General features: G+C 61.8%; 18 protein-coding genes and 2 tRNA genes. 6 read left to right on the top strand and 14 right to left on the bottom strand.

The genetic code is table 11. The features are described 5' to 3' along the window. Both ECTHA_RS0103015 and ECTHA_RS0103010 read right to left on the bottom strand, forming a co-directional pair. On the bottom strand, positions 1–942 hold the full coding sequence (locus ECTHA_RS0103015) for an AAA family ATPase (RefSeq protein WP_051582556.1): 942 nt from the start codon (positions 940–942) through the stop codon (positions 1–3). Positions 943–997: 55 nt separating this feature from the next. Then, positions 998–1,600, bottom strand: coding sequence for a GNAT family N-acetyltransferase (locus ECTHA_RS0103010; protein WP_025282003.1), 603 nt, complete (start codon positions 1,598–1,600; stop codon positions 998–1,000). Between the two features lie 104 nt (positions 1,601–1,704). Between ECTHA_RS0103010 and acuI the strand changes: the two genes are divergently transcribed. Beyond that, complete coding sequence (acuI, locus tag ECTHA_RS0103005; protein WP_025282002.1) at positions 1,705–2,688, top strand: acrylyl-CoA reductase (NADPH); 984 nt, start codon at positions 1,705–1,707, stop codon at positions 2,686–2,688. Between the two features lie 21 nt (positions 2,689–2,709). Here the strand turns inward: acuI and ECTHA_RS0103000 are convergent, their stop codons facing one another. The 7 genes from ECTHA_RS0103000 to ECTHA_RS0102970 all read right to left on the bottom strand — a co-directional run bounded on the left by ECTHA_RS0103000 (position 2,710) and on the right by ECTHA_RS0102970 (position 6,541). Then, the gene (locus ECTHA_RS0103000; RefSeq protein WP_128571918.1) at positions 2,710–3,639 is read right to left on the bottom strand and encodes an ATP-binding protein; all 930 of its coding nucleotides are present in this window, start codon (positions 3,637–3,639) and stop codon (positions 2,710–2,712) included. Positions 3,640–3,768: 129 nt separating this feature from the next. Next, positions 3,769–4,077: a hypothetical protein gene (locus tag ECTHA_RS16910; protein ID WP_128571917.1), complete on the bottom strand. Its 309-nt coding sequence runs from the start codon at positions 4,075–4,077 to the stop codon at positions 3,769–3,771. Between the two features lie 177 nt (positions 4,078–4,254). Beyond that, positions 4,255–4,328: transfer RNA gene (locus ECTHA_RS0102990), tRNA-Cys, on the bottom strand. Between the two features lie 77 nt (positions 4,329–4,405). Then, positions 4,406–4,481 (bottom strand) — tRNA-Gly (locus ECTHA_RS0102985). A gap of 123 nt (positions 4,482–4,604) precedes the next feature. After that, positions 4,605–4,952 (bottom strand): hypothetical protein, encoded by a 348-nt coding sequence (locus ECTHA_RS0102980; RefSeq protein WP_025281999.1) that lies wholly within the window; start codon positions 4,950–4,952, stop codon positions 4,605–4,607. 66 nt (positions 4,953–5,018) lie between these two features. Further along, a complete protein-coding gene (locus tag ECTHA_RS0102975) occupies positions 5,019–5,816 on the bottom strand; it encodes a type II secretion system protein N (RefSeq protein WP_025281998.1) in 798 nt (265 codons plus the stop codon). Between the two features lie 41 nt (positions 5,817–5,857). After that, positions 5,858–6,541 (bottom strand): pirin family protein, encoded by a 684-nt coding sequence (locus ECTHA_RS0102970; RefSeq protein WP_025281997.1) that lies wholly within the window; start codon positions 6,539–6,541, stop codon positions 5,858–5,860. Between the two features lie 236 nt (positions 6,542–6,777). Between ECTHA_RS0102970 and ECTHA_RS0102965 the strand changes: the two genes are divergently transcribed. The 3 genes from ECTHA_RS0102965 (at position 6,778) to pufB (ending at position 9,034) form a co-directional block, all read left to right on the top strand. Next, the gene (locus tag ECTHA_RS0102965) at positions 6,778–7,797 is read left to right on the top strand and encodes an esterase/lipase family protein (protein WP_026623493.1); all 1,020 of its coding nucleotides are present in this window, start codon (positions 6,778–6,780) and stop codon (positions 7,795–7,797) included. An 852-nt stretch (positions 7,798–8,649) separates the two neighbouring features. Then, complete coding sequence (pufA, locus tag ECTHA_RS19290; protein ID WP_084306670.1) at positions 8,650–8,835, top strand: light-harvesting antenna LH1, alpha subunit; 186 nt, start codon at positions 8,650–8,652, stop codon at positions 8,833–8,835. 61 nt (positions 8,836–8,896) lie between these two features. Beyond that, a complete protein-coding gene (gene pufB, locus ECTHA_RS0102960; protein ID WP_025282887.1) occupies positions 8,897–9,034 on the top strand; it encodes a light-harvesting antenna LH1, beta subunit in 138 nt (45 codons plus the stop codon). A 145-nt stretch (positions 9,035–9,179) separates the two neighbouring features. On the opposite strand, the gene ECTHA_RS0102955 is transcribed toward pufB, so the two are convergent. Both ECTHA_RS0102955 and ECTHA_RS0102950 read right to left on the bottom strand, forming a co-directional pair. After that, positions 9,180–11,207 (bottom strand): CocE/NonD family hydrolase, encoded by a 2,028-nt coding sequence (locus ECTHA_RS0102955; RefSeq protein ID WP_025282888.1) that lies wholly within the window; start codon positions 11,205–11,207, stop codon positions 9,180–9,182. Beyond that, complete coding sequence (locus ECTHA_RS0102950; RefSeq protein ID WP_025282889.1) at positions 11,204–12,547, bottom strand: ATP-grasp domain-containing protein; 1,344 nt, start codon at positions 12,545–12,547, stop codon at positions 11,204–11,206. The genes ECTHA_RS0102955 and ECTHA_RS0102950 overlap by 4 nt, the downstream gene beginning before the upstream one ends. A gap of 227 nt (positions 12,548–12,774) precedes the next feature. On the opposite strand from ECTHA_RS0102950, the gene ECTHA_RS0102945 reads away from it, so the two are divergent. Next, a complete protein-coding gene (locus tag ECTHA_RS0102945; RefSeq protein WP_025282890.1) occupies positions 12,775–13,728 on the top strand; it encodes a histone deacetylase family protein in 954 nt (317 codons plus the stop codon). A gap of 25 nt (positions 13,729–13,753) precedes the next feature. On the opposite strand, the gene ECTHA_RS0102940 is transcribed toward ECTHA_RS0102945, so the two are convergent. Beyond that, positions 13,754–14,560 (bottom strand): inositol monophosphatase family protein, encoded by an 807-nt coding sequence (locus tag ECTHA_RS0102940; RefSeq protein WP_035369075.1) that lies wholly within the window; start codon positions 14,558–14,560, stop codon positions 13,754–13,756. Between the two features lie 55 nt (positions 14,561–14,615). Here ECTHA_RS0102940 and ECTHA_RS0102935 point away from each other — a divergent pair, with 55 nt between their 5' ends. Continuing rightward, on the top strand, positions 14,616–15,317 hold the full coding sequence (locus ECTHA_RS0102935) for a hypothetical protein (RefSeq protein ID WP_238984783.1): 702 nt from the start codon (positions 14,616–14,618) through the stop codon (positions 15,315–15,317). A gap of 15 nt (positions 15,318–15,332) precedes the next feature. On the opposite strand, the gene ECTHA_RS0102930 is transcribed toward ECTHA_RS0102935, so the two are convergent. Both ECTHA_RS0102930 and ECTHA_RS0102925 read right to left on the bottom strand, forming a co-directional pair. Beyond that, positions 15,333–16,265, bottom strand: a complete 933-nt coding sequence (locus ECTHA_RS0102930) for an AEC family transporter (RefSeq protein WP_025282892.1) — start codon at positions 16,263–16,265, stop codon at positions 15,333–15,335. A gap of 114 nt (positions 16,266–16,379) precedes the next feature. Further along, entirely contained in the window at positions 16,380–18,380 is a 2,001-nt protein-coding gene (locus ECTHA_RS0102925; protein ID WP_025282893.1) for an acetoacetate--CoA ligase, read from the bottom strand. Between the last annotated feature and the right edge of the window lie 145 nt (positions 18,381–18,525).

Below are 18,525 nucleotides of genomic sequence, written 5' to 3'. Positions count from 1 at the left end.
TCAGGGTACCGGAACCGCCTCGATCAGGCCCTGTATCACCTGCGCCGGGGCCATGGTGGGGGATTCCACTAGGCGCAGCCGGTGTCCGGCCACCGAGGGCAGGATGGCCTGCACGTCCTCAGGCACAACATGGTCCCGGTGATTCACCAGCGCCCAGGCCTGACAGGCCCTCATCAGTGCCAGGCCCGCCCTCGGGGATAGACCCATTTGGTAAAGGCCTGGTTGACGGGAATGGGCGATCAGGGCCTGGACGTAATCCAGCAGGGCGTCGGAGACGTGAACCTGCGTCACCTGTTCCTGAAGTTGCACCAGTTGGCCGTCTTCCAGTTGCGCCGGCAACTCTTCCAGCAGTTCGCGCCGGTCCCGCCCCCTCAGCAGGGCCCGCTCCGCCCGGGCATCGGGATAGCCCACATGAATCCGCATGAGGAACCGATCCATCTGGGACTCGGGCAGGGGGAACGTGCCGATCTGCTCCTGGGGGTTCTGTGTGGCGATGACGAAAAAGGGTTCCGGCAAACGCCGCGTCACCCCTTCCACAGTGACCTGCTGTTCCTCCATGGCCTCCAGCAGGGCGCTTTGTGACTTGGGCGTGGCCCGGTTGATCTCGTCGGCGAGGATCAGTTGGGAGAACACCGGGCCAGGGTGAAACTCGAACCGCTGGCGCTCGCTGCTGAACATGGACACCCCCAGGATATCTGCCGGCAGCAGATCGCTGGTGAACTGGATCCGCTGGAACTGCAGCCCCAGGGTGCGGGCCAGGCCATGGGCCAGGGTGGTCTTGCCCACGCCGGGCAAGTCTTCCACCAGCAGGTGCCCACGGGCCAGCAGGCAGGCCAGGGACAGGCGCACGGGGGTGGCCTTGCCGTAGATGACCGTGTTGAGTTGATCCAGAACGGCGTCGATGCGCTGCGCCAGGTCCGTTTGTGTTTGGTGGTCGGTCACTGTGTGTCCTTCCTCATGGCGTCTTCATCAAGTGCTCTGCGGTGAGGACGCGGTATCAGCGTCTCAGTTCCTTCACCCAGAAGGTCATGGGCTTGGTGGTCTCTTCGGCTTCGTCCAGGTCCTTCCAGGAAAAATGGGCCACCAGCTCCGGATCCTTGCGGTAGCCGCGTTTCTCCCAGAAGCTATCCAGTGGAACGTAGTGCGCGGGCCGCTGCGGATGGTCTGCCGGGCGCTGTACGGCGCAGAACGCCGCCCGATCGAAACGGCCCAGACTATGGGCATGGGCCTCGCGCTCCTGGAAGAATCGCACCCCCACGCCCTGGCCGCGATATTCCGGCAGCAGCACAGATTCGCCCAGGTAGAATACCCGCTCCGGTGCCATGCCACGCTGTCGGAAGGGCGCAATCACGTTGTCGGTCTCATATTCCAGCGGCAGGGCGGTGGAGGCCCCGACGATCTGATCACCGTCCCGGGCGAGGATCACCACGCTCTCGGCACAACTGAAGTAGGTTGCAAGGTATTCGGTCTCGTAGGCGGCATCGCCGTCATAAAGGTAGGGAAAATCCCTGAATACCCGTATACGCAGTCTTGCCAGCGATCCCAGATAGGGCTCTGCCTTGGGGCCGGGTACGCGTTCCAGGCGCGGGGGCTGGGTCATGGGGAAGGCCTCAGGGGTGTTTCACATCGGGACAGTCTGGCAAGCTGACACGCAGGGTTCAATGCCCCGCTTCGCACACCCGCAGCCTCGGAGAATGAATCGCCATGCATCAAGCCATTGTGTTGCACAAGAACGATGAGGAGGTCACTGCCGGTATCGAGTCTCTGACGGATGCCGACTTGCCCGACGGAGATGTGACCGTGCGGGTGGCCTATTCCACCCTGAACTACAAGGATGGCCTGGCCATCACCGGCAAGGCACCCGTGGTGAGGAAATACCCCATGGTGCCGGGGGTCGATTTTTCCGGGACCGTGGAATCCAGTGATCATCCGGACTTCAAGCCCGGTGACGAGGTGATCCTCAATGGCTGGGGGGTTGGCGAGGGGCATCCCGGTGGCATGAGTCAGAAGGCCCGGGTGAAGGGCGAATGGCTGGTGCCGCTGCCCTCTGCGTTGTCCCTGCGCTGGGCCATGGCCGTGGGGACCGCCGGTTACACCGCCATGCTCTGCGTGCTGGCGCTGGTGCGCCAGGGCGTCACGCCGGACAAGGGGGATGTGCTGGTGACCGGTGCCAATGGCGGTGTGGGCAGCGTGGCAGTGGCACTACTGGCAGGCCGCGGCTTCAACGTGGTGGCATCCACCGGTCGCACCGAAGAGACGGATCACCTCAAGGCCCTGGGGGCGTCTGACGTGATCCACCGGGATGAACTCTCAGGCCGCGGGAAGCCGCTGGGGAAGACCCGCTGGGCGGCGGCGGTGGATACAGTGGGAAGCCAGACCCTGGCCAATGTACTTTCCACCACCCAGTACGGGGGCAGCGTGGCCGCCTGCGGTCTGGCCCAGGGAATGGATCTGCCCACTACCGTGGCCCCGTTCATCCTGCGTGGCGTGAATCTGCTGGGCGTGGATAGCGTCTATGCGCCCATGGAGCGTCGCCTGGAGGCCTGGGAGTGTCTGGCCACGGAATTGGACACTGACAAGCTGGAGGCCATGACCAGCGACGTGGGTCTGGGTGACGTGATTCCCCTGGCAGAGAAGATCCTGGCGGGCCAGGTACGCGGTCGTACCGTCATCGACGTGAACCGCTGATCCTCCCTTCGGGGTTCATGTTCAAGCAGCAGGGGTTGGCTGGGGTGGGGCAGTCTGAGGCCTGGGTCGGGGCAGGATGATCTCGATGCAGGTGCCGACTCCCAGGTCGGAGTGGATCCACATGCGCCCATTGCAATGGCGCACCACCCAATAGGCTTTGGTGAGGCCGAAGCCACCGCCCCGCGTGGGTCTGTCACGGACGTTTTCACCACGTACGCCGAACTCCACGATACCCTCGATCTGGTGGGGAGGAATGCCCATGCCCGTGTCGTCCACCACGAAACGGATTTCGCGCTCTGTTTCCTTCAGCCCGGCCAGGATACGTCCGCCGGGTGACGTGTATTTGCGGGCGTTGGCCAACAGGTCACGCATCACATCCTGAAAGATGGCGGGCACATAAAGGTGGTCGCCCTCCAGGCTATCAATGTCCACCTTGATCAGGTAATCGTCCGGCTGTTGCTCGGCGATGTTCTGAGTGATGCGATAGCGTCCCTTGCTGTTCTTTTCGATGGCGAGCAGCAGTTGCCAGAAGTCTGACCGTAATGGGGCGACTTCCAGCCAGGCCCAGCCCAGTGGAGCCCCTGAGCGGGCCTCGAGTTCGCGCACGCGAGTGCCAAGGACCGCCAGGATGGATTCTATATTGTCAGTGGACGCATGCAATTCCTCATCCAGGGCGACACCTTCCAGGGCCTGGCTGAGGAGGGCGTGGATGCGGGTTTGCAGAGACTGTGGGTCGGCCAACCACGAAGCCGCTTGCTCCGGGGTCTGCAGGGCGTCGGCGAACGCATGGACCAGCGCGAGGGCTTCCTGAAGGGGCGGGGAGTCCCCCAGGCCGTAGGCCATGAGATCCATTTCGCAGGCCAATACGTTGAGCACATTCAAAAAACTGTGCATGTCGATCAGGGCTTCCTGCTCTGCGTTCAGATTCAAGGCCCTGGTAATTTCGACCACAGCACACTCCCGCGAAAGGAAAGTAGAACAGCCGTGGGATTGTAAACGATCAAAAAAAATGTGTGACGCGCAGCACGATCCAAATGGGGGATACCGGAGTACCCCCCACGATATGGCCGACGAACGGTATCAGTCTTCCATCAATTTTTCGCCAGCCTCTTCCACTTCCTCGATGGCGTCATCCACCTCGCGCCCAGCCTCTTCGGCCGGGCCGGGCTCGTCCACCATGTCGCTAACAGCCTCGGCGGCCTCATCAGCGGCATCCTGCACAGCATCCACCGCATCGTCGAACTGATCCTGAGCTTCTTCCATGGTTTCGTCCACGGACTCGCCGGCCTCTTCCGCCGGACCGGGGTCGGAGCAGCCCACCAGGATGGCAAAGGGCAGGGCGGTGACCATGGCCGTGGCGACAGCCGGAAGTAATTTGCGATATATCATGATGATCTCCTTGATCGGCTCATCCACCGACGATTCAGGAAATGGGTTTCAGGGCAAATGAATTGTATGCCCGCTGTCTGGCAAAAGGCAGAGCCTTTGGTCACATTTTTCACGGCCGGCTGGCGCCCAAACAAAAAGCCCGACGACCCCAAGGGATCGTCGGGCTTTTTGTGAATATGGAGGCTGGGGTCGGAATCGAACCGGCGTACACGGCTTTGCAGGCCGCTGCATAACCACTCTGCCACCCAGCCTTTGAACGATCGGGGAAGTACAGCATCCCCGATGGTCAAACAAAAAACCCCGGCAGCGCCGAGGTTCTGGAAAACTTTGGAGCGGGAAACGAGACTCGAACTCGCGACCCCAACCTTGGCAAGGTTGTGCTCTACCAACTGAGCTATTCCCGCGTCGCTGATGGGTGCGTATTCTACAGACCCGCGCGCCACTGTCAACCTTTTTTCATCTTCTTGAATCAAAAGAGTTTGTGGGGGGGACCAAAAACCACGCGTCGACAACTGACAAGGGCGCCGTCATGGAGGCGTAGGCGGGGTTTGCGTCTGATTGATGTTCAGCCCGTAGAGTTGATCCACGGGGAGCGTCAACGCCAGGCCCTGACGGGGGGAGTCCAGATTGAGCTCGTCGCGCAGTTGCAGGGCGGTGCGATTGGCGACCTCCGTATCGGCGATCCAGAACATGAGGGTCATCGCGCTTTGAAAGGTCAGGCCGAAAAAGGTCTTGATGGGGGGCGACCCGATGCCACTGGCGGGTACCATCGTGGCCCCCGAGATACCGGAACGATCGGCGATGTCCAGCGCCTTGTCCGACACATCGTCGGTGACGATGGCGATGAGCAGGGAAGTGGTGGCGGATTGTTCCATGAAGTCTCTCCTTCAGTTGCTCGCCGGCACGCTCCAACCATAGCACGCTGCAGAACCTCTCGAGGCTCACGGTCTTTGCAGGCGGATCTCGTAGTCGTTGCCGCGCCGTTCCCCCACTTCCGAAAGGGCCTGTGCCAGCGCCGGATCGTCAGGGTCTCGGGGAGAGGCCGTGGCATCAAGACGCACGCGGCCCTGGGTCAGGTGGCCGGCGACTTTCCCTTGCAGGGCCAGTGGCCCCCCCTGGTCGGTGAATGCCCCGCTGAACTCATTCCCCTTGGCGGTGAAGTCGCCGCTCAGATCTCCCAACGGGACGGATTGGTCTGCCTGGATGACGGCATTGCGCCAGTGGAACCGGCCACTGGCGGATCGAATCTCCCCCTCGTCGGTCATGTCGAGCCGATGCAGATCCAGTGACAGGGTGCCGCCCAGCCCGGCATCATTCAGGCCTGCACCCTGCAGCATCCGCCCCAGGGTGGCAGCGGGCATGTGGCCACGACCGTCGGCAACACGCCAACCCGAAACGCCGCGGCTGGCGACTCCCTGGAACCGACCGTCCGCCGTGGTGGCCTCGACATCTGCCACCATGCGCCCTGTGATCGCCTGCATGGGGCGCAGTTCCCATTGAATATCGGTCGGTCCCAGGTCCACACCGGCGACTGGCGGCAGGTTCACTTGCCTGACCTGTCCGCGACCCAAAGACCCCTCCACATCCATCCTGGCCAGGGCGGCCGGCACCGGCAGGTGCCGGTTGGCAGCCTCCTGCAAGGTGGTCATGGGAGTTTGTGCCAGCACCCAGGCCGCTGAGGTCAGCAGCAGGGCCAGCAGGAAAAGGGCGATGAGGAAGAACAGGAAGAGTCGGCGCATCACGCCATTATAGTGCGAGGGAACACAGGCCCAAAGACCTTTCAGGGCAGATCGAACAGCAGCGCCTCGGCATCTTCGCTTTCCAGCACAATGGCCAGTTCATCCTGGATGACAGCGGCATCGCCCTCGTTCAGTATTTCACCGTTCACCGTCAAGCTGCCTCGAGCCACATGGATGTACTGATTGCGATGGCGGTCGGGCTCATAGGTGATGGGGGCACTCTCCAGCGTGGCGCGAAAGAGCCGAGCGTCCTGGTGGATGGTGAGTGAGTCCTGATCACCGTCGGGCGAGACCAGCAGGCACAGCCCCGGGGAGGTTGGAAAGGCTCGCTGTGCATAACCCGGCGCCACCCGTTTTGTGTGGGGCAGTATCCAGATCTGCAGCAGGTGCAGGGGCTCCTCGCTGGAGGCGTTGACCTCGCTGTGGACGATGCCTCTGCCGGCACTCATCACCTGCACCTCACCGGTACGGAGCACGCAGTGCCCGCCGGTGTTGTCCCGATGCTCAATGGCCCCCTCAAGCATGTAGGTGATGATTTCCATGTCCCGATGGGGATGGGGCGGGAAGCCGGCGCCGGGCGCCACGCGATCGTCGTTGATCACCCTCAGGGCCGAGACCCCCATCTGTTCCGGATCGTAATAGTCCCCGAATGAGAAGCTGTGCCGACTGTCCAGCCAGTCGATGTGGGTGTGTCCTCTTTCTTCCGCCGGACGGATCGTGATCATCGTTTTGGGTCCTTGGCGGGAACGCCCGCCGAAAGCACTGGTGATGTGTGCAACTTTAGATTGATTCCATTGGCTCGAGTTTCAATGTGTCCGGGTTGCCCCGTCGGATGTTCGGTGCCGGCCTGGTACGTTACCCTTTTGACCTCTCATCATCGGGACTGGCTCACCGCCGTGATGCATGAGATTTGGCTTGTAGAATGATATGGCTCATACGTTTCTCATGGCCGGAGGTATTCATGCGCCGATTTGTGCTGATTCTGCTGCTTGGTCCGGGGCTGCTCGCCGTGGCGGCGGTGGCCGGGTGGATCTTCTGGTCGGAACGCCATCCGGAGTTGGAGCGGGATCTGCGGGTCGAGACTCAGGAACGACTGGAGACCTGGTTTCCCGAGGCCATGTCGCTGCCACCCGAGCAGGTGGGGTTCGTGCCCAGAGGCGGCCCGGAGGGCAAGTCGGGCCCAGAGGTGGTACTGATCCATGGCCTGGACGAACCCGGGGGAATCTGGGACGACCTGGTGCCCGAGCTGTCCCAGCATTGGGTGACCTGGGAGTTTCGTTATCCCAACGATCAGGCCATTGATCACAGCGCCGACCTGCTGGCCGCGCACTGGGAGGAACTGGAGGTGTCGGGTCCGGTGGTCCTGATCGGTCATAGCATGGGCGGCCTGATCATCCGCGATTTCGTCACGCGCTGGCGCCACCCGGAGGACGAGTCTGCTTCGGTGGCCGGGCCCAGGGTCGGGGGCGCCATCATGGTGGGAACACCCAACCAGGGCTCGGAATGGGCCCGGCTGCGTGCCTGGCTGGAGGTGCGCGAGTGGTTCGCCGATATTCAGGAGGGTCGCTTCTCCCTGTGGGCAGGCCTGCGCGACGGTACCGGCGCCGCCAAGATTGACCTACGCCCGGGCAGTGACTTTTTGCGTGATCTGAATGCGCGCACCTGGCCGGAGGAGATCCCTGTGCACTTGATTGGCGGTCGGATCACCGAGCCTACACCCGCGATGCGCGCCAGCATCGATGCCTTGTCGGAGGATCTGGGAATCGAGGACCTGGATGAACGGGTCGAGGCCTGGTGGTCATCCACCGGTGAGTCGGTGGGTGACGGCGCCGTGCCGGTAAATTCGTTGCACTTTGAAGGGGCTCCTGAGCCGCAAATCCTGCAGGCCTCCCATCGAGGCCTGCTGGTGCGCATGCCCCTGACGGATGAGGTGCCGCCGGCCGTTGAGGTGATTGTCGACCAACTTCGTGCCTGGCGGTAAGCCAGGCCGGGTTCCCGTGTCGCCGATAAAGACCTACCGTAGAACTCAAGTATTATGATGGGGTCACATCTTTGTGGGCCCGCCTTCCAACCGTGGAATCGGGTCTCCACTTGCCAATTCACGTCACGGGAGGTTCCGTCATGCAGGCTGTCAGAGGGTTTTCCTACGGGTTGTTCGCCTTGGCCGGGGTTATTCTGGCCTATTGTGTGTGGGTGTAACCATTCGGGTCCTGGCCGCGTGAGATCTGGCCAAGGCTATCGCTGAAACCTCATTGCACGCGCGGTCATGGATCGCGCGTGCACTGGCTGTTGTCGCCAGACACGGATAGTCTTTCTTCCCCCCCCCCGTTTCCTTTTCGCAGCCCCAGCCTGGGTGTTCGAACAGATCCTTGCTGCGTTGTGGGGGATTGCTGATCAGTAGTTTTATCCCATCATGTTTTTCGATGTCATAGTGAAAAACCGGGAGGTGGCTCCGGCGGTTATTTACTTTCATCTATCAGATACTCAGGGAGTATAGGTATTGATCTTTACTCTCCCGTTGGAACGTGAATTCAGCAAATGACGAGGGCTGGTTTTATTTTTAAGTGCATGGTTTGCAAGGAGTAAATATTTTATTTTCCCGAATGTTGGATAATTTGCGAAAAACTGCTTGACCTGTCTTTCCTTTTGTCTAGACTTAGAAACCATGAAAACAGTGATGTTAATTGTTTGCCTGGACTCAATCCTCGTTCGGGTAATCGGCGGCATCGCACCCTCAAGAGGGGTAAAGGTTTAGATCGCACTACGCGACTAATAAGGGCTTGAGTCATGGCCCAATTTCACTGAAAGCCTTACTTTACAGGGGAAGACAGTAATGAGTGAATACAGACCGAGCAGACCAAGCAACCCCAGAGATGACTGGAAACTGTGGCTGGTAGTCAACCCGGGTACTTGGTTGATCCCCCTCTTGATCACTTTCCTTGCTACGGCGTTGATTGTGCATTCCTTCGTGTTCACTCACGAAGCGTACAACCCGCTGACCTATGAAGTGTCTGAATAAGCATTCGGGCGCTCAATCTTAATTCTGATTGACTGAATTCAATTTTTAGAGGTGAACAGGCATGGAAAACAGTATCTCGGGTCTCACTGAAGAACAGGCGAAAGAGTTTCACGAACAGTTCAAGGTCGTGTTCACCACGTTCGTGGTGCTGGCTGCTGCTGCTCACTTCCTCGTCTTCCTGTGGCGGCCCTGGTTCTGAACCGGGCCAAGCATCAATTTTGCGAACATGAAGGGTTAGAGCCCTCAACCAAGAGCCCTCTTGGTGTGTTCCACGCGGCTTTGCCGCCATAGCCGACACGCCCCCACGTATGCTCGCACGTGGGGGCGTGTCATTTGTTCCAGCGTTAAACCAGGTCGCGGGGGATCGATATATCCCAGTTGCGGGAATACACGCGCATTTCCCCCTCGAAGGCATCGAGTTCGGCGTGTATGTGAAATTCATGGATGGTGGAGGTCAGTACTGTTCGCGTGACGGTGCGAATCTGCCAGTCATCCCGACGAAGGCCTCTTTCCCAGAGTGTTTCACCGCGTGTGGAATTGAAATCGTCGCCCCGGTAGCTATACCACTCCAGCGCCTTGCGCTGCATCTCCAAGCCCAGTGTGCTCAGCAGCACCGTACCCTGATCGTTGACAACCTCCAACGTGGAGCGGTCGATCGCAAGGTCCCGGACGACGCGCCAGTCGTGGGCCTGGGCGGTGATGGGCCGAATCTCCGTGGAGAGCGGGCTCATCTGGGGTTCTCCAAACTTGATGCGGGCATCCTCGTCATGGCAAGGGGTTCGCGCCGGCAGGACGATGCGGCTGGCACCCGCATGGACGCATAGCCGGACCGGCTCCGGTGCTGGCCAGGCCAGGGGCCAGTAAGAGGTGGAGAGTGACACACGAAGGCGATGGCCTGCAGGAAAGTGCTGGGCTACATCATTGAATTTCAGACGTACGTGATAGTTCTTGCCTGGCTCCAGGGGTTCTGGGGTCGCCGAACCGTCGCGATGGGTCAGGTTGAGCAGCCCATAGGTGATGCGCGTAGCCTTATCATCGGGCGCCACGTCGGAGAGTCGGGCCGCCACCATGGCCACTGGGCGGTCCACGCTCAGTTCCAGTTCCAACCATGCCGCTCCCAGAATCTCCAACGGCTCATCCAGGGCAGCGCTGGTGAAGACCATGGCCCCACCATCCTCTTCGCGCTGGTCATGTGGCAGATCGGGGGTGGCCGCGTAGGAGCACCATTTGCCCGCGAACAGGCCAACGCTCAGCGGTGATTGCACCGTCATGGGGCGCCTTGGCACCTTTGACTGCTCCATCTCCAGGGTGCCCGGCCAGGCCAGCGTCCACGCCTTCAGGTGAATCCTGGGCGAAGGCCACCGGGACTCACCGACCCAGCGCCCGGGACGTTCGTCGTAATAAGTGGTGGGCGGTACGCTCTCCTGCATCCAGGCACGCAGCATGGGTTCTTCCATGATGCCGTTTTCCTGCCCCTTGAGCCAGTAGTCCCACCAGCGCAGGCATTCCTGCAGAAACCCGATGGCCGGTCCCGGCACGCCTTGATGGGGGTACTTATGGCTCCAGGGACCCACCAGGCCAAGCCGCGGCACCCTGAGATGGCGTAGCAGACGAAACACCGCGTTTGAATAACCGTCAGCCCAGCCGCTGACGGCCATCACCGGACATCGGATCGCGGTCCAGTCCTCGCAGATGGAGCCATGCCGCCAGTAGGCATCACGCCGCTGGTGTCGCAGCCATTGTTCCAGCCAGAGGCCGCTGCCCTCCAGTCGCTGGAACCACATATCACGCCATGAGCTCCCCACCAACTCCGGATCCGGGGGCAGGGAGTTGTAGGCAAACATGGTGGAGGCCCAGGAGAGGTTGTCACCCAGCAGGCAACCGCCCATATGGTGCACGTCGTCAGCGTACCGGTCATCCGTCGAGCAGGCGCTGATGATTGCCTTGAGGGCTGACGGGCGCATCGCTGCGATCTGCAAGCCATTGAATCCTCCCCACGAGATACCGATCATGCCCACCGCGCCGCTGCACCAGGGCTGTTCGCTGATCCACTGGATGATTTCAACGCCATCGTCCAGCTCCTGCTGAAGGTATTCGTCCTTGAGCACCCCCTCGGAATCGCCGCTGCCGCGCAGATCGACACGCAGGCAGGCGTAGCCGTGTCCGGCCACATAGTGATGCATGCGGTCGTCACGGGCTCGGGTGGAATCGCGCTTGCGGTAGGGGATGTATTCCAGCACTGCTGGCACAGGGTACTCCAGTGCGTTCTCTGGCCGCCAAAGACGCGCAGCCAGCCGGGTGCCATCGGAGAGGGTGATCCACAAGTGTTCCTCGATGCGTACCGGATGAGGGTATTCGGTGACAACGTTCATGGCATCCTCCCAGGGTTGCCGCGGGGTGCGGTTTCGATGGGTACGAGCACCAGCGGCAGGCGGGCCAGCACGCATTCATACTTGCGCTGCAGTTCCTCATGATTGGCCGCGCCCACGAACACCACGGCCACCTCATAGGTGTAGCTGTCCTGGAAACGCAGTTCCGAGAGCTGCGTGCCTTGCCCTATGTCGATCTCGATGAGTACACCGGGGATCTCTGCCTCGATGGTCGCGATCTCACTTGGGGTCGGCACGCGCGCCACTCTGGCGTCCTGGTGATGGCGCAGCATGAACTTGGCAGCACAGGCGAATGCCCCCTGTCGATATGGCATGGATGGTTCCTGCCCCAGACCGAGATCGATCATCACCTGGTGGTGATAACAGCCATCCACCATATGGAACAGCGGAGCATGGGACTTCGAAATGCGGCAGTTGATCTCCAGCAACCAAATGCGATTCGTATCCTCCTCCCAGAAGAACTCGATGTTGAATGGTGCGTCGTCATAACCCACCTGCTGGATCACGCGCCGCGCCATGTCCGTCATGCGCACCTGCACAGGCTCGGGGAGTGTTGAGGGGTAGGCGTAGCGGCAGAACGACGAACCTGCCACCCCCTCGCGCAGGGAGTCGATCAGGCCATAGATACGCACATCGCCGCGCCAGGCGTAGCCTTCCAGCGTGCATTGCCGACCGGATGAAATAAGTGTTTCAGCAATGCAGTGGTTGCCGTCTATCGTGGCCACCTCCGCAGGGATGTGGGCATGGCTCATGATCTCGTTGAAGGGGTCACCAAAGCGCCGGATACCCCTGCGGGTTGCGGCGATCGCCCGATTGAAATCGTGAACATCCTCGACCAGAAATCCCAGATGGGACAGTACTGACTTGACCGGTTTCATCCAGAACGGGAAACTCAGCGTTACGCCACGAAGGGGGTCGGGCGCGAATGGATCAACGGCGCAAAAGATGGGGAGGTGTCCGGGAATCACCCGTTTCTGTTCCAGACGGCTCCAGTACTTGTGTTCACACTTGAGCACAGCCTCCAGGGTGGGTCCGGGCAGATGGAAGTCTCTACGCAGCAGGGGTAGTGTCGTGCTGACCGGAAAGTCCCAGTAGCCCACCACCGCATCCACCTGGCCATGAAATGCGTGCAACTTTCGGGGGGCGTCATTCAGTAACTCCCGAACCGGGAATCGCTCACCACATTTCAATTCCGCGCGAGTGAACAACGGATGGAAGGCGTAGCCATTGGCCCTTGGCAGTGCGCACAGCTGCCGTAGATGAAAGTCATCCAGCCCAACCACGAAGATGTTGCGCGGTCCGGCGGTATCGGCAACGCCCATGGCCTGCACCTCAGTGATTTGGACTGGCCAAAAAAAGCTTGTGACTCCGAATATAGACCCTTTGGGCCGGGGTGACTGCCAATCGCATGGCGACGTTACAGGGTTTATTCTGGGGGGCAGGCTGGTTCCGTGGGCTGATTCCGTGATCTCGCAATCCACCCGCGGGAAGTTGAAGATACCCAGAGCCTGATCACCATGACCGAGAACCGTCGCCCGGAGGCAAGGCCATGACGCTTGACTACATATCCCACGAGACCTGCCTGCTGCATCGGGCACCATCGGCGCATCCCGAGTGCCCTGAACGCCTGCAGGCCATCGAGCAGGCCCTGGCCAACTCGCCACTCGAATCCAGGGTCAAGCGTATCCAGGCGCAGCCAGTTGAACGTGAGGCCCTCCTGCGGGTTCACGATGCCGCGTACCTGGATCAGGTGGCGGCTGCGATCCCGGCCCCGGGTGGCTGGAGTATTCTGGACACCGGAGATACCTACCTATGCGAGCACAGCCTGGAAGCGGCGCGGCTGGCCGCAGGCAGCATGGTGATGGCGGTGGATCGGGTCATGAAAGCGCCCGGACGGCGGGCCTTCTGTGCCGTGCGTCCCCCAGGGCATCACGCCGGGCGGGCCTTCGGGATGGGGTTTTGCCTGTTCAACAACGTCGCCGTGGGGGCTGCCCATGCCCTGGCAGCTCACGGCCTGTCGCGCGTTGCCATTGTGGATTTCGATGTGCATCACGGCAATGGCACGGAGGATATCTTTCGGGACGAGCCCCGGGTGCTGTTCTGCTCCAGCTTTCAGCATCCCCACTATCCAGGCAGCGGCACTGATACGCGCAGCGACCACATCCTGAACCTGCCACTCCACGCGGGCACCGACGGCCAGGCCCTTCGGGCCGCTGTGGAAGCGCATTGGCTGCCGGCTCTTGAAGCCTTCAGGCCCCAACTGCTGCTGATCTCCGCTGGCTTCGATGGTCATGCAGACGACCCCCTCGCCAACTTCCGGCTGCGGGAGGTCGACTATGTGTGGCTGACCCAGATGGTGGTGGACCTGGCCGACCAATATGCCGAAGGTCGCGTGGTATCCACGCTGGAAGGCGGGTACGACCTGCCCGCTCTGGGTCGCAGTGCAGTGGCGCATCTTGCCGTGCTGGCGGGATACGAGCCGGGGGCGGATGTGGGCGGGTAGTAAACCTCCAAGGCAATCGGAGGGCTTATACCTGCAGAGCCTGCCCCCACGCATCCAGCAGCTCCCGGGACATGGCGCATACGGCCGAACGTGGTTCCAGATCCAGCGCGGCGGGTGCCTGGCCCTGAAGCGTGATGTGGTGGCCACCGGCCTCGGTGAGGATGAGCTGTCCGGCGGCGTAATCCCAGAGGTTTTGCTTGCCATGCACGTACACGGCAAACCGACCGGCTGCCACCCAGCACCACTCCAGGGCGACGGAGCCGATGGATCGCTGTGAGGCGTAGGGAGGTTCGGTGGCCAGTTTAATGGCCAGTGGGCGGGGCAGGCGCTTGAAATCCACCGCAGCCACCGCCCGGGACAGCTCGGGGACGTCAGCCGGATGGATGGTGAGAGGCCCCCCATTGAGCCATGCCCCCTCGCCGCGAACGGCCGTGAAGGTCTCACGGCGACAGGGATCATGGACCAGTCCGAATACCACCCGACCTTGATCCATCAGCGCCAGGGCGGTGGCATAGGCGGGCAGGCCCGCACGGAAGTTGCTGGTGCCGTCCAGGGGATCCAGCACCCATAAAGGGCGGCCCGCCTTCAGGGTGTCCTGCTGGGCCTGCGGCGTCATCTCCTCGCCGAGAAACCCGATCCCGGGGTGAAGCTCCGCCAGCCAGTTCTGCAACTGGCGTTGAATGGCAAGGTCTGTATCGGTCACCCACGAACCATCGGTCTTCAGGCGCCCGGATCGGTCGGCCTGCTTCAGTATCTGGTTGACCCGCTGGCATACACCCTGGGTGATGGAATGCCAGTCCAACGACTGTATGGTGAGGGAATCATCTGACATTCCCGAATCATAGACGATAATCCACCATCATCCCCCTTTTGGAAGGAGTTCGATCTTGAATATTGCCGCCCCCGCCTGGCTGAGCCGGCTCCGCCCAACGCCCGTCGTCGATGACACCACCCGTGCCTGGATTCGGGACGTGCATGACTGGGCGCTGTCGCAACAGGATGATCTGCGCCCCCTGGACCAGGCGAAATTGGTGATGCCCATCCGTGATCATTTCCCGGCCGAAGTGCAAGACCCCAACGGGGCCGCCGTGGCCACGTTCGAATCCATCCGCCAACATGCCGGGTTTGGCAGTGTGCCGATGCAACTGGTGCCGGCAGGTACCGGTGCGCGTTTCCCGAGTCAACCCAGTGAAGCAGAACCGTTGGTCCTGGAGTACGATCCACGCCTGTGGACCAATCGACAGGCCCTGGTGGCGCAATTGGCCCGGGATCTGGCCGCCTGGTGGGTTTTTACACGCCCCCAACCAGCGCCTGCCCAGCAGGGCAATGAAGCCCATGTGGCGGAACTGGTGGCCGTATGGATGGGGTTTGGCATCTTCATGGCCAACACCGCCTTCATCGCCCGGGTGGGCGGCTGCGGCAAATGCGCTGGCCCGGCGATGGATCGGTCCGCGTCCCTGGGGCGACCGGAGATCGCCTACGCCCTGGCGTGCTTTTGTCGTGACCAGGGCATCGCGCCCCGCGAGGCACGGTATTTTCTCGAGGCCCCCCTCAAGGGGCTGTTCCGCCAGGCGAGGCGGTTGAGTTAGTTGGATGGTGGCAGGTTACCCCAGGCCCTGCGGCATCCACCAGGTCACCATCACCGGGATGAAGGCCAAGGCAAACAGGGTACTGAGCAGGGTGGTGCCGGCGGCCTGCTGGGGATGGGTTTTAAGGATGCTGGCGATGACCACCGTGTTGGCGGCAACGGGGGTGATGGAGAGCAGGAAGAGGGCCTGGTGGACTGCCAGGTCGTAGATTCCCAGCCAGTGTGCATCCATCCACGCAAATGTCAGAGCCAGCACCGGCCAACTGATGAACTTGCCCGCAAAGGCCAGGAGGGTGAAGCGACCACTGCCCACCAGTCCCCGGAAGCTCAGGATGCTCATGCCGATGATCATCATCCCCAGGATGCTGTAGGCCCCGCGCAGGTTGTCGAAAAGGGGCTGCAGGGCATCGGCGATGCCGATGTCGTTCAGATTGAGCATCACGCCCAGCAAGAAGGCGTACAGCGATGGCAGGCGCGCCACCTTGATCATGCAGTCGCGGATACCGAAACGCCCCCGCGCCGCCAGGTAAAAGCCCACCGAAGTCTCGAACAGGGTGGTCCCCAGCATGCAAAGGATGTAAATGCTCAAGCCTTCGGTGCCGAACAGCAGCAGGGCCACGGGGATGCCGAAATAGCCGCTGTTGCCCGTGCCCACCGACAGGGGGATGAGCGAGGCGGTGCTGTCCCTGAGCCAGCGCCGGGCGACGTACAAATGGCTCAGCGCAATCAGGGTGCAGAATCCGAACACCATCACCGGCAGCAGGATCACGCTCGGCGATAGCGGGGCATGCATCACCCCGGCAAAGATCACCGACGGGGTGATGATGTAGAGCATGATCCCGGCGATATGCCCCCCGCTGGCGTTCAGGTAACGCCCGGCCACCCAGCCAAGGGCAATGGTGATGTACAGGGGGAGGAGTTGGGTAAAGAGAGAGAGGGTGGTGGTCATGGGGGCATGATAAGGCCCGCTGACCCTCCCATGTTCGCCATATGGCTCATGCCTGATGCGAGACCGTTGCATCGGGTTGTGACGAAGGGCGGGCTGAATACCCGCCCTGACTGATCATGGGCGTGCCGGGCGGCTTTTGTCCCGGCCCGCCAATGTCAGGCATCGTGCAATCTCCTGCAGGGATTCCGGGTTGGCCAACGCACCCAGGTTCTCCGCATCCGTTTCGCCCTGAAGCATGCGGGCGACGGCAAGCTCCACCTTCTTGCCGCTGCGCGTATAGGGAATCTGGCCGACGGCATGGATCCTGGCCGGCACGTGGCGCGGGCTGGCGTTGGCGCGGATGCGCGAGCGGATGCGCTTCTCCAGTTCCGGTGTGAGGGTCTGATCCGGCGCCATGACCACGAACAGCACCACCTCCACATCACCATCCTCATGGGGAGCCCCCACCACCAGGCTGTCGGCCACTTCCGCAATGGTTTCCACCTGCCGGTAGATTTCCGCAGTGCCGATGCGTACGCCACCAGGATTGAGTGTGGCATCGGAGCGCCCGTAGATGACGGCGCCGCCGTGCGGTGTGAACTGGATGAAGTCACCATGGGCCCAGATGCCGGGGTAGGTGGCGAAGTAGGATTTGCGGTAACGGGCCCCGTCCGGATCGTTCCAGAATCTCACGGGCATGGCCGGGAAGGGGGTCACGCAGACCAGTTCGCCCCGGTCATGTCCCGCGTCCCGACCATCCGGGGTGTAGGCCCTTGCATCCACACCCAGCATGCGACACTGGATTTCGCCCCGCCGCACCGGCAGCAGGGGGGTGCCACCCACGAAGCAACCGCAGATATCGGTCCCGCCGGAGATGGAACTGAGCATCAGGTCCGCCTTCACGCTGTGGTACACCCAGTCGAAATCCTCCGGCAGCAGGGGAGAGCCGGTGGAAAAGAGGGCGCGCAAGGCCGACAGGTCATGGGTATTGCCGGGTTCCAGACCGGCCTTGCGACAGTTACCCAGATATTTGGCGCTGGTGCCGAAATGGGTGACCCGTTCCCGGGAAATCAGGGACCACAGGCAATCCAGGTCCGGGTGCGCAGGTGACCCGTCGAAAAGGACCAGGCGTGCACCGGTGAGCAATCCGGAGGCGAGCCAGTTCCACATCATCCAGCCGGTGGTGGTGAAATAGAAGAACGTGTCTCCCGCCCCCAGATCGGCATGCAGCAGCAATTCCTTGCTGTGATTGAGCAGCATTCCGCCGGCTCCATGGACGATGCACTTGGGTACGCCCGTGGTGCCGGAGGAATAGAGGATGTAGACGGGGTGATCCGGCGGGAGTTGCTCGAATACCGGCGTGGCCTGGGGATGGGCGTCCAGGGCAGTTTCCCAGTCCACGAATCGAGGATCGTCCGGGTGACCGAGTTCGGGCAGCATGGGCAGGCTCAGCACCCGTTGAAGTCCCGGTATCTGCCGCGCCAGTTCAAGGTTCTGTTCCGCACGATCAAAAACCTTGCCGTTATAGCGATAGCCGTTGGCCAGGAGCAGGACCTTGGGTTCGATCTGCCCGAAGCGGTCGACGATGGCGGAGACGCCGAAATCCGGTGATGCCGAACTCCAGATGGCGCCCAGGCCGGTGGCGGCCAGCATGCCCACCAGGGCCTCGTGGGTGTTGCCCACGACGGCCGCCACACGATCGCCCTGGGTCACACCCTGTTCCCGCAGCCAGGCCTGCAGGGAGGCCACCCGAGCCAGCAGCGTGGCGCCATCCAGTCGCACATCCTCGCGGGATTCACTTACTTCCAGCACGGCCTCTTCATTGGGGTTGCCATCGATGGCGTGGCGCAGCAGGTTTTCGGCGAAATTCAGTCGGGCACCCACAAACCAGCGGGCTCCAGGCATGGTGGTCGATTCGAGCACCGTCTCCGGATCGCGACTGGCACGCACTCCGGTATGGCGCCAGATGCTGTCCCAGAACGCCGCAGGGTGACTCACGGACCAGCGATGCAGCTCGTGATAGTCCTGGAAGGGCCCGTGGCCCTGCTGCACCAGCCAGTCCCGGTAGCGGGCCATGGCGCTTTGGGTGAGTTCCCGGGGGCCCGGTCGCCAAAGAATCTCCGCCTGTGTGCTCATGCTCGCCTCCCCGTTCTGATTGAGATGGGTCCATGCCCGCCGCGCCTTGGGCCGACACGGAGAACTAACGTTTACGTTTAAGGAATATAAAAATTGACGTTAGCGTAAACGTAATCTAGCCTTATCCAGGTCTCGACGCAATGGG

The organism is Ectothiorhodospira haloalkaliphila ATCC 51935 (genome assembly GCF_000633935.1).
Lineage (GTDB): Bacteria > Pseudomonadota > Gammaproteobacteria > Ectothiorhodospirales > Ectothiorhodospiraceae > Ectothiorhodospira > Ectothiorhodospira haloalkaliphila.
The sequence above is the reverse complement of the archived record's forward strand: the minus strand, read 5'-3'. Positions and strand labels throughout refer to the sequence as shown.

Coding starts and splice junctions, on each gene's coding strand:
- ECTHA_RS0103010 (WP_025282003.1), bottom strand. CDS start 1,600: ATGACCCAGCCCCCGCGCCTGGAACGCGTACCCGGCCCCAAGGCAGAG.
- acuI (WP_025282002.1), top strand. CDS start 1,705: ATGCATCAAGCCATTGTGTTGCACAAGAACGATGAGGAGGTCACTGCC.
- ECTHA_RS16910 (WP_128571917.1), bottom strand. CDS start 4,077: ATGATATATCGCAAATTACTTCCGGCTGTCGCCACGGCCATGGTCACC.
- ECTHA_RS0102980 (WP_025281999.1), bottom strand. CDS start 4,952: ATGGAACAATCCGCCACCACTTCCCTGCTCATCGCCATCGTCACCGAC.
- ECTHA_RS0102975 (WP_025281998.1), bottom strand. CDS start 5,816: ATGCGCCGACTCTTCCTGTTCTTCCTCATCGCCCTTTTCCTGCTGGCC.
- ECTHA_RS0102970 (WP_025281997.1), bottom strand. CDS start 6,541: ATGATCACGATCCGTCCGGCGGAAGAAAGAGGACACACCCACATCGAC.
- ECTHA_RS0102965 (WP_026623493.1), top strand. CDS start 6,778: ATGCGCCGATTTGTGCTGATTCTGCTGCTTGGTCCGGGGCTGCTCGCC.
- pufA (WP_084306670.1), top strand. CDS start 8,650: ATGAGTGAATACAGACCGAGCAGACCAAGCAACCCCAGAGATGACTGG.
- pufB (WP_025282887.1), top strand. CDS start 8,897: ATGGAAAACAGTATCTCGGGTCTCACTGAAGAACAGGCGAAAGAGTTT.
- ECTHA_RS0102955 (WP_025282888.1), bottom strand. CDS start 11,207: ATGAACGTTGTCACCGAATACCCTCATCCGGTACGCATCGAGGAACAC.
- ECTHA_RS0102950 (WP_025282889.1), bottom strand. CDS start 12,547: ATGGGCGTTGCCGATACCGCCGGACCGCGCAACATCTTCGTGGTTGGG.
- ECTHA_RS0102945 (WP_025282890.1), top strand. CDS start 12,775: ATGACGCTTGACTACATATCCCACGAGACCTGCCTGCTGCATCGGGCA.
- ECTHA_RS0102940 (WP_035369075.1), bottom strand. CDS start 14,560: ATGTCAGATGATTCCCTCACCATACAGTCGTTGGACTGGCATTCCATC.
- ECTHA_RS0102930 (WP_025282892.1), bottom strand. CDS start 16,265: ATGACCACCACCCTCTCTCTCTTTACCCAACTCCTCCCCCTGTACATC.
- ECTHA_RS0102925 (WP_025282893.1), bottom strand. CDS start 18,380: ATGAGCACACAGGCGGAGATTCTTTGGCGACCGGGCCCCCGGGAACTC.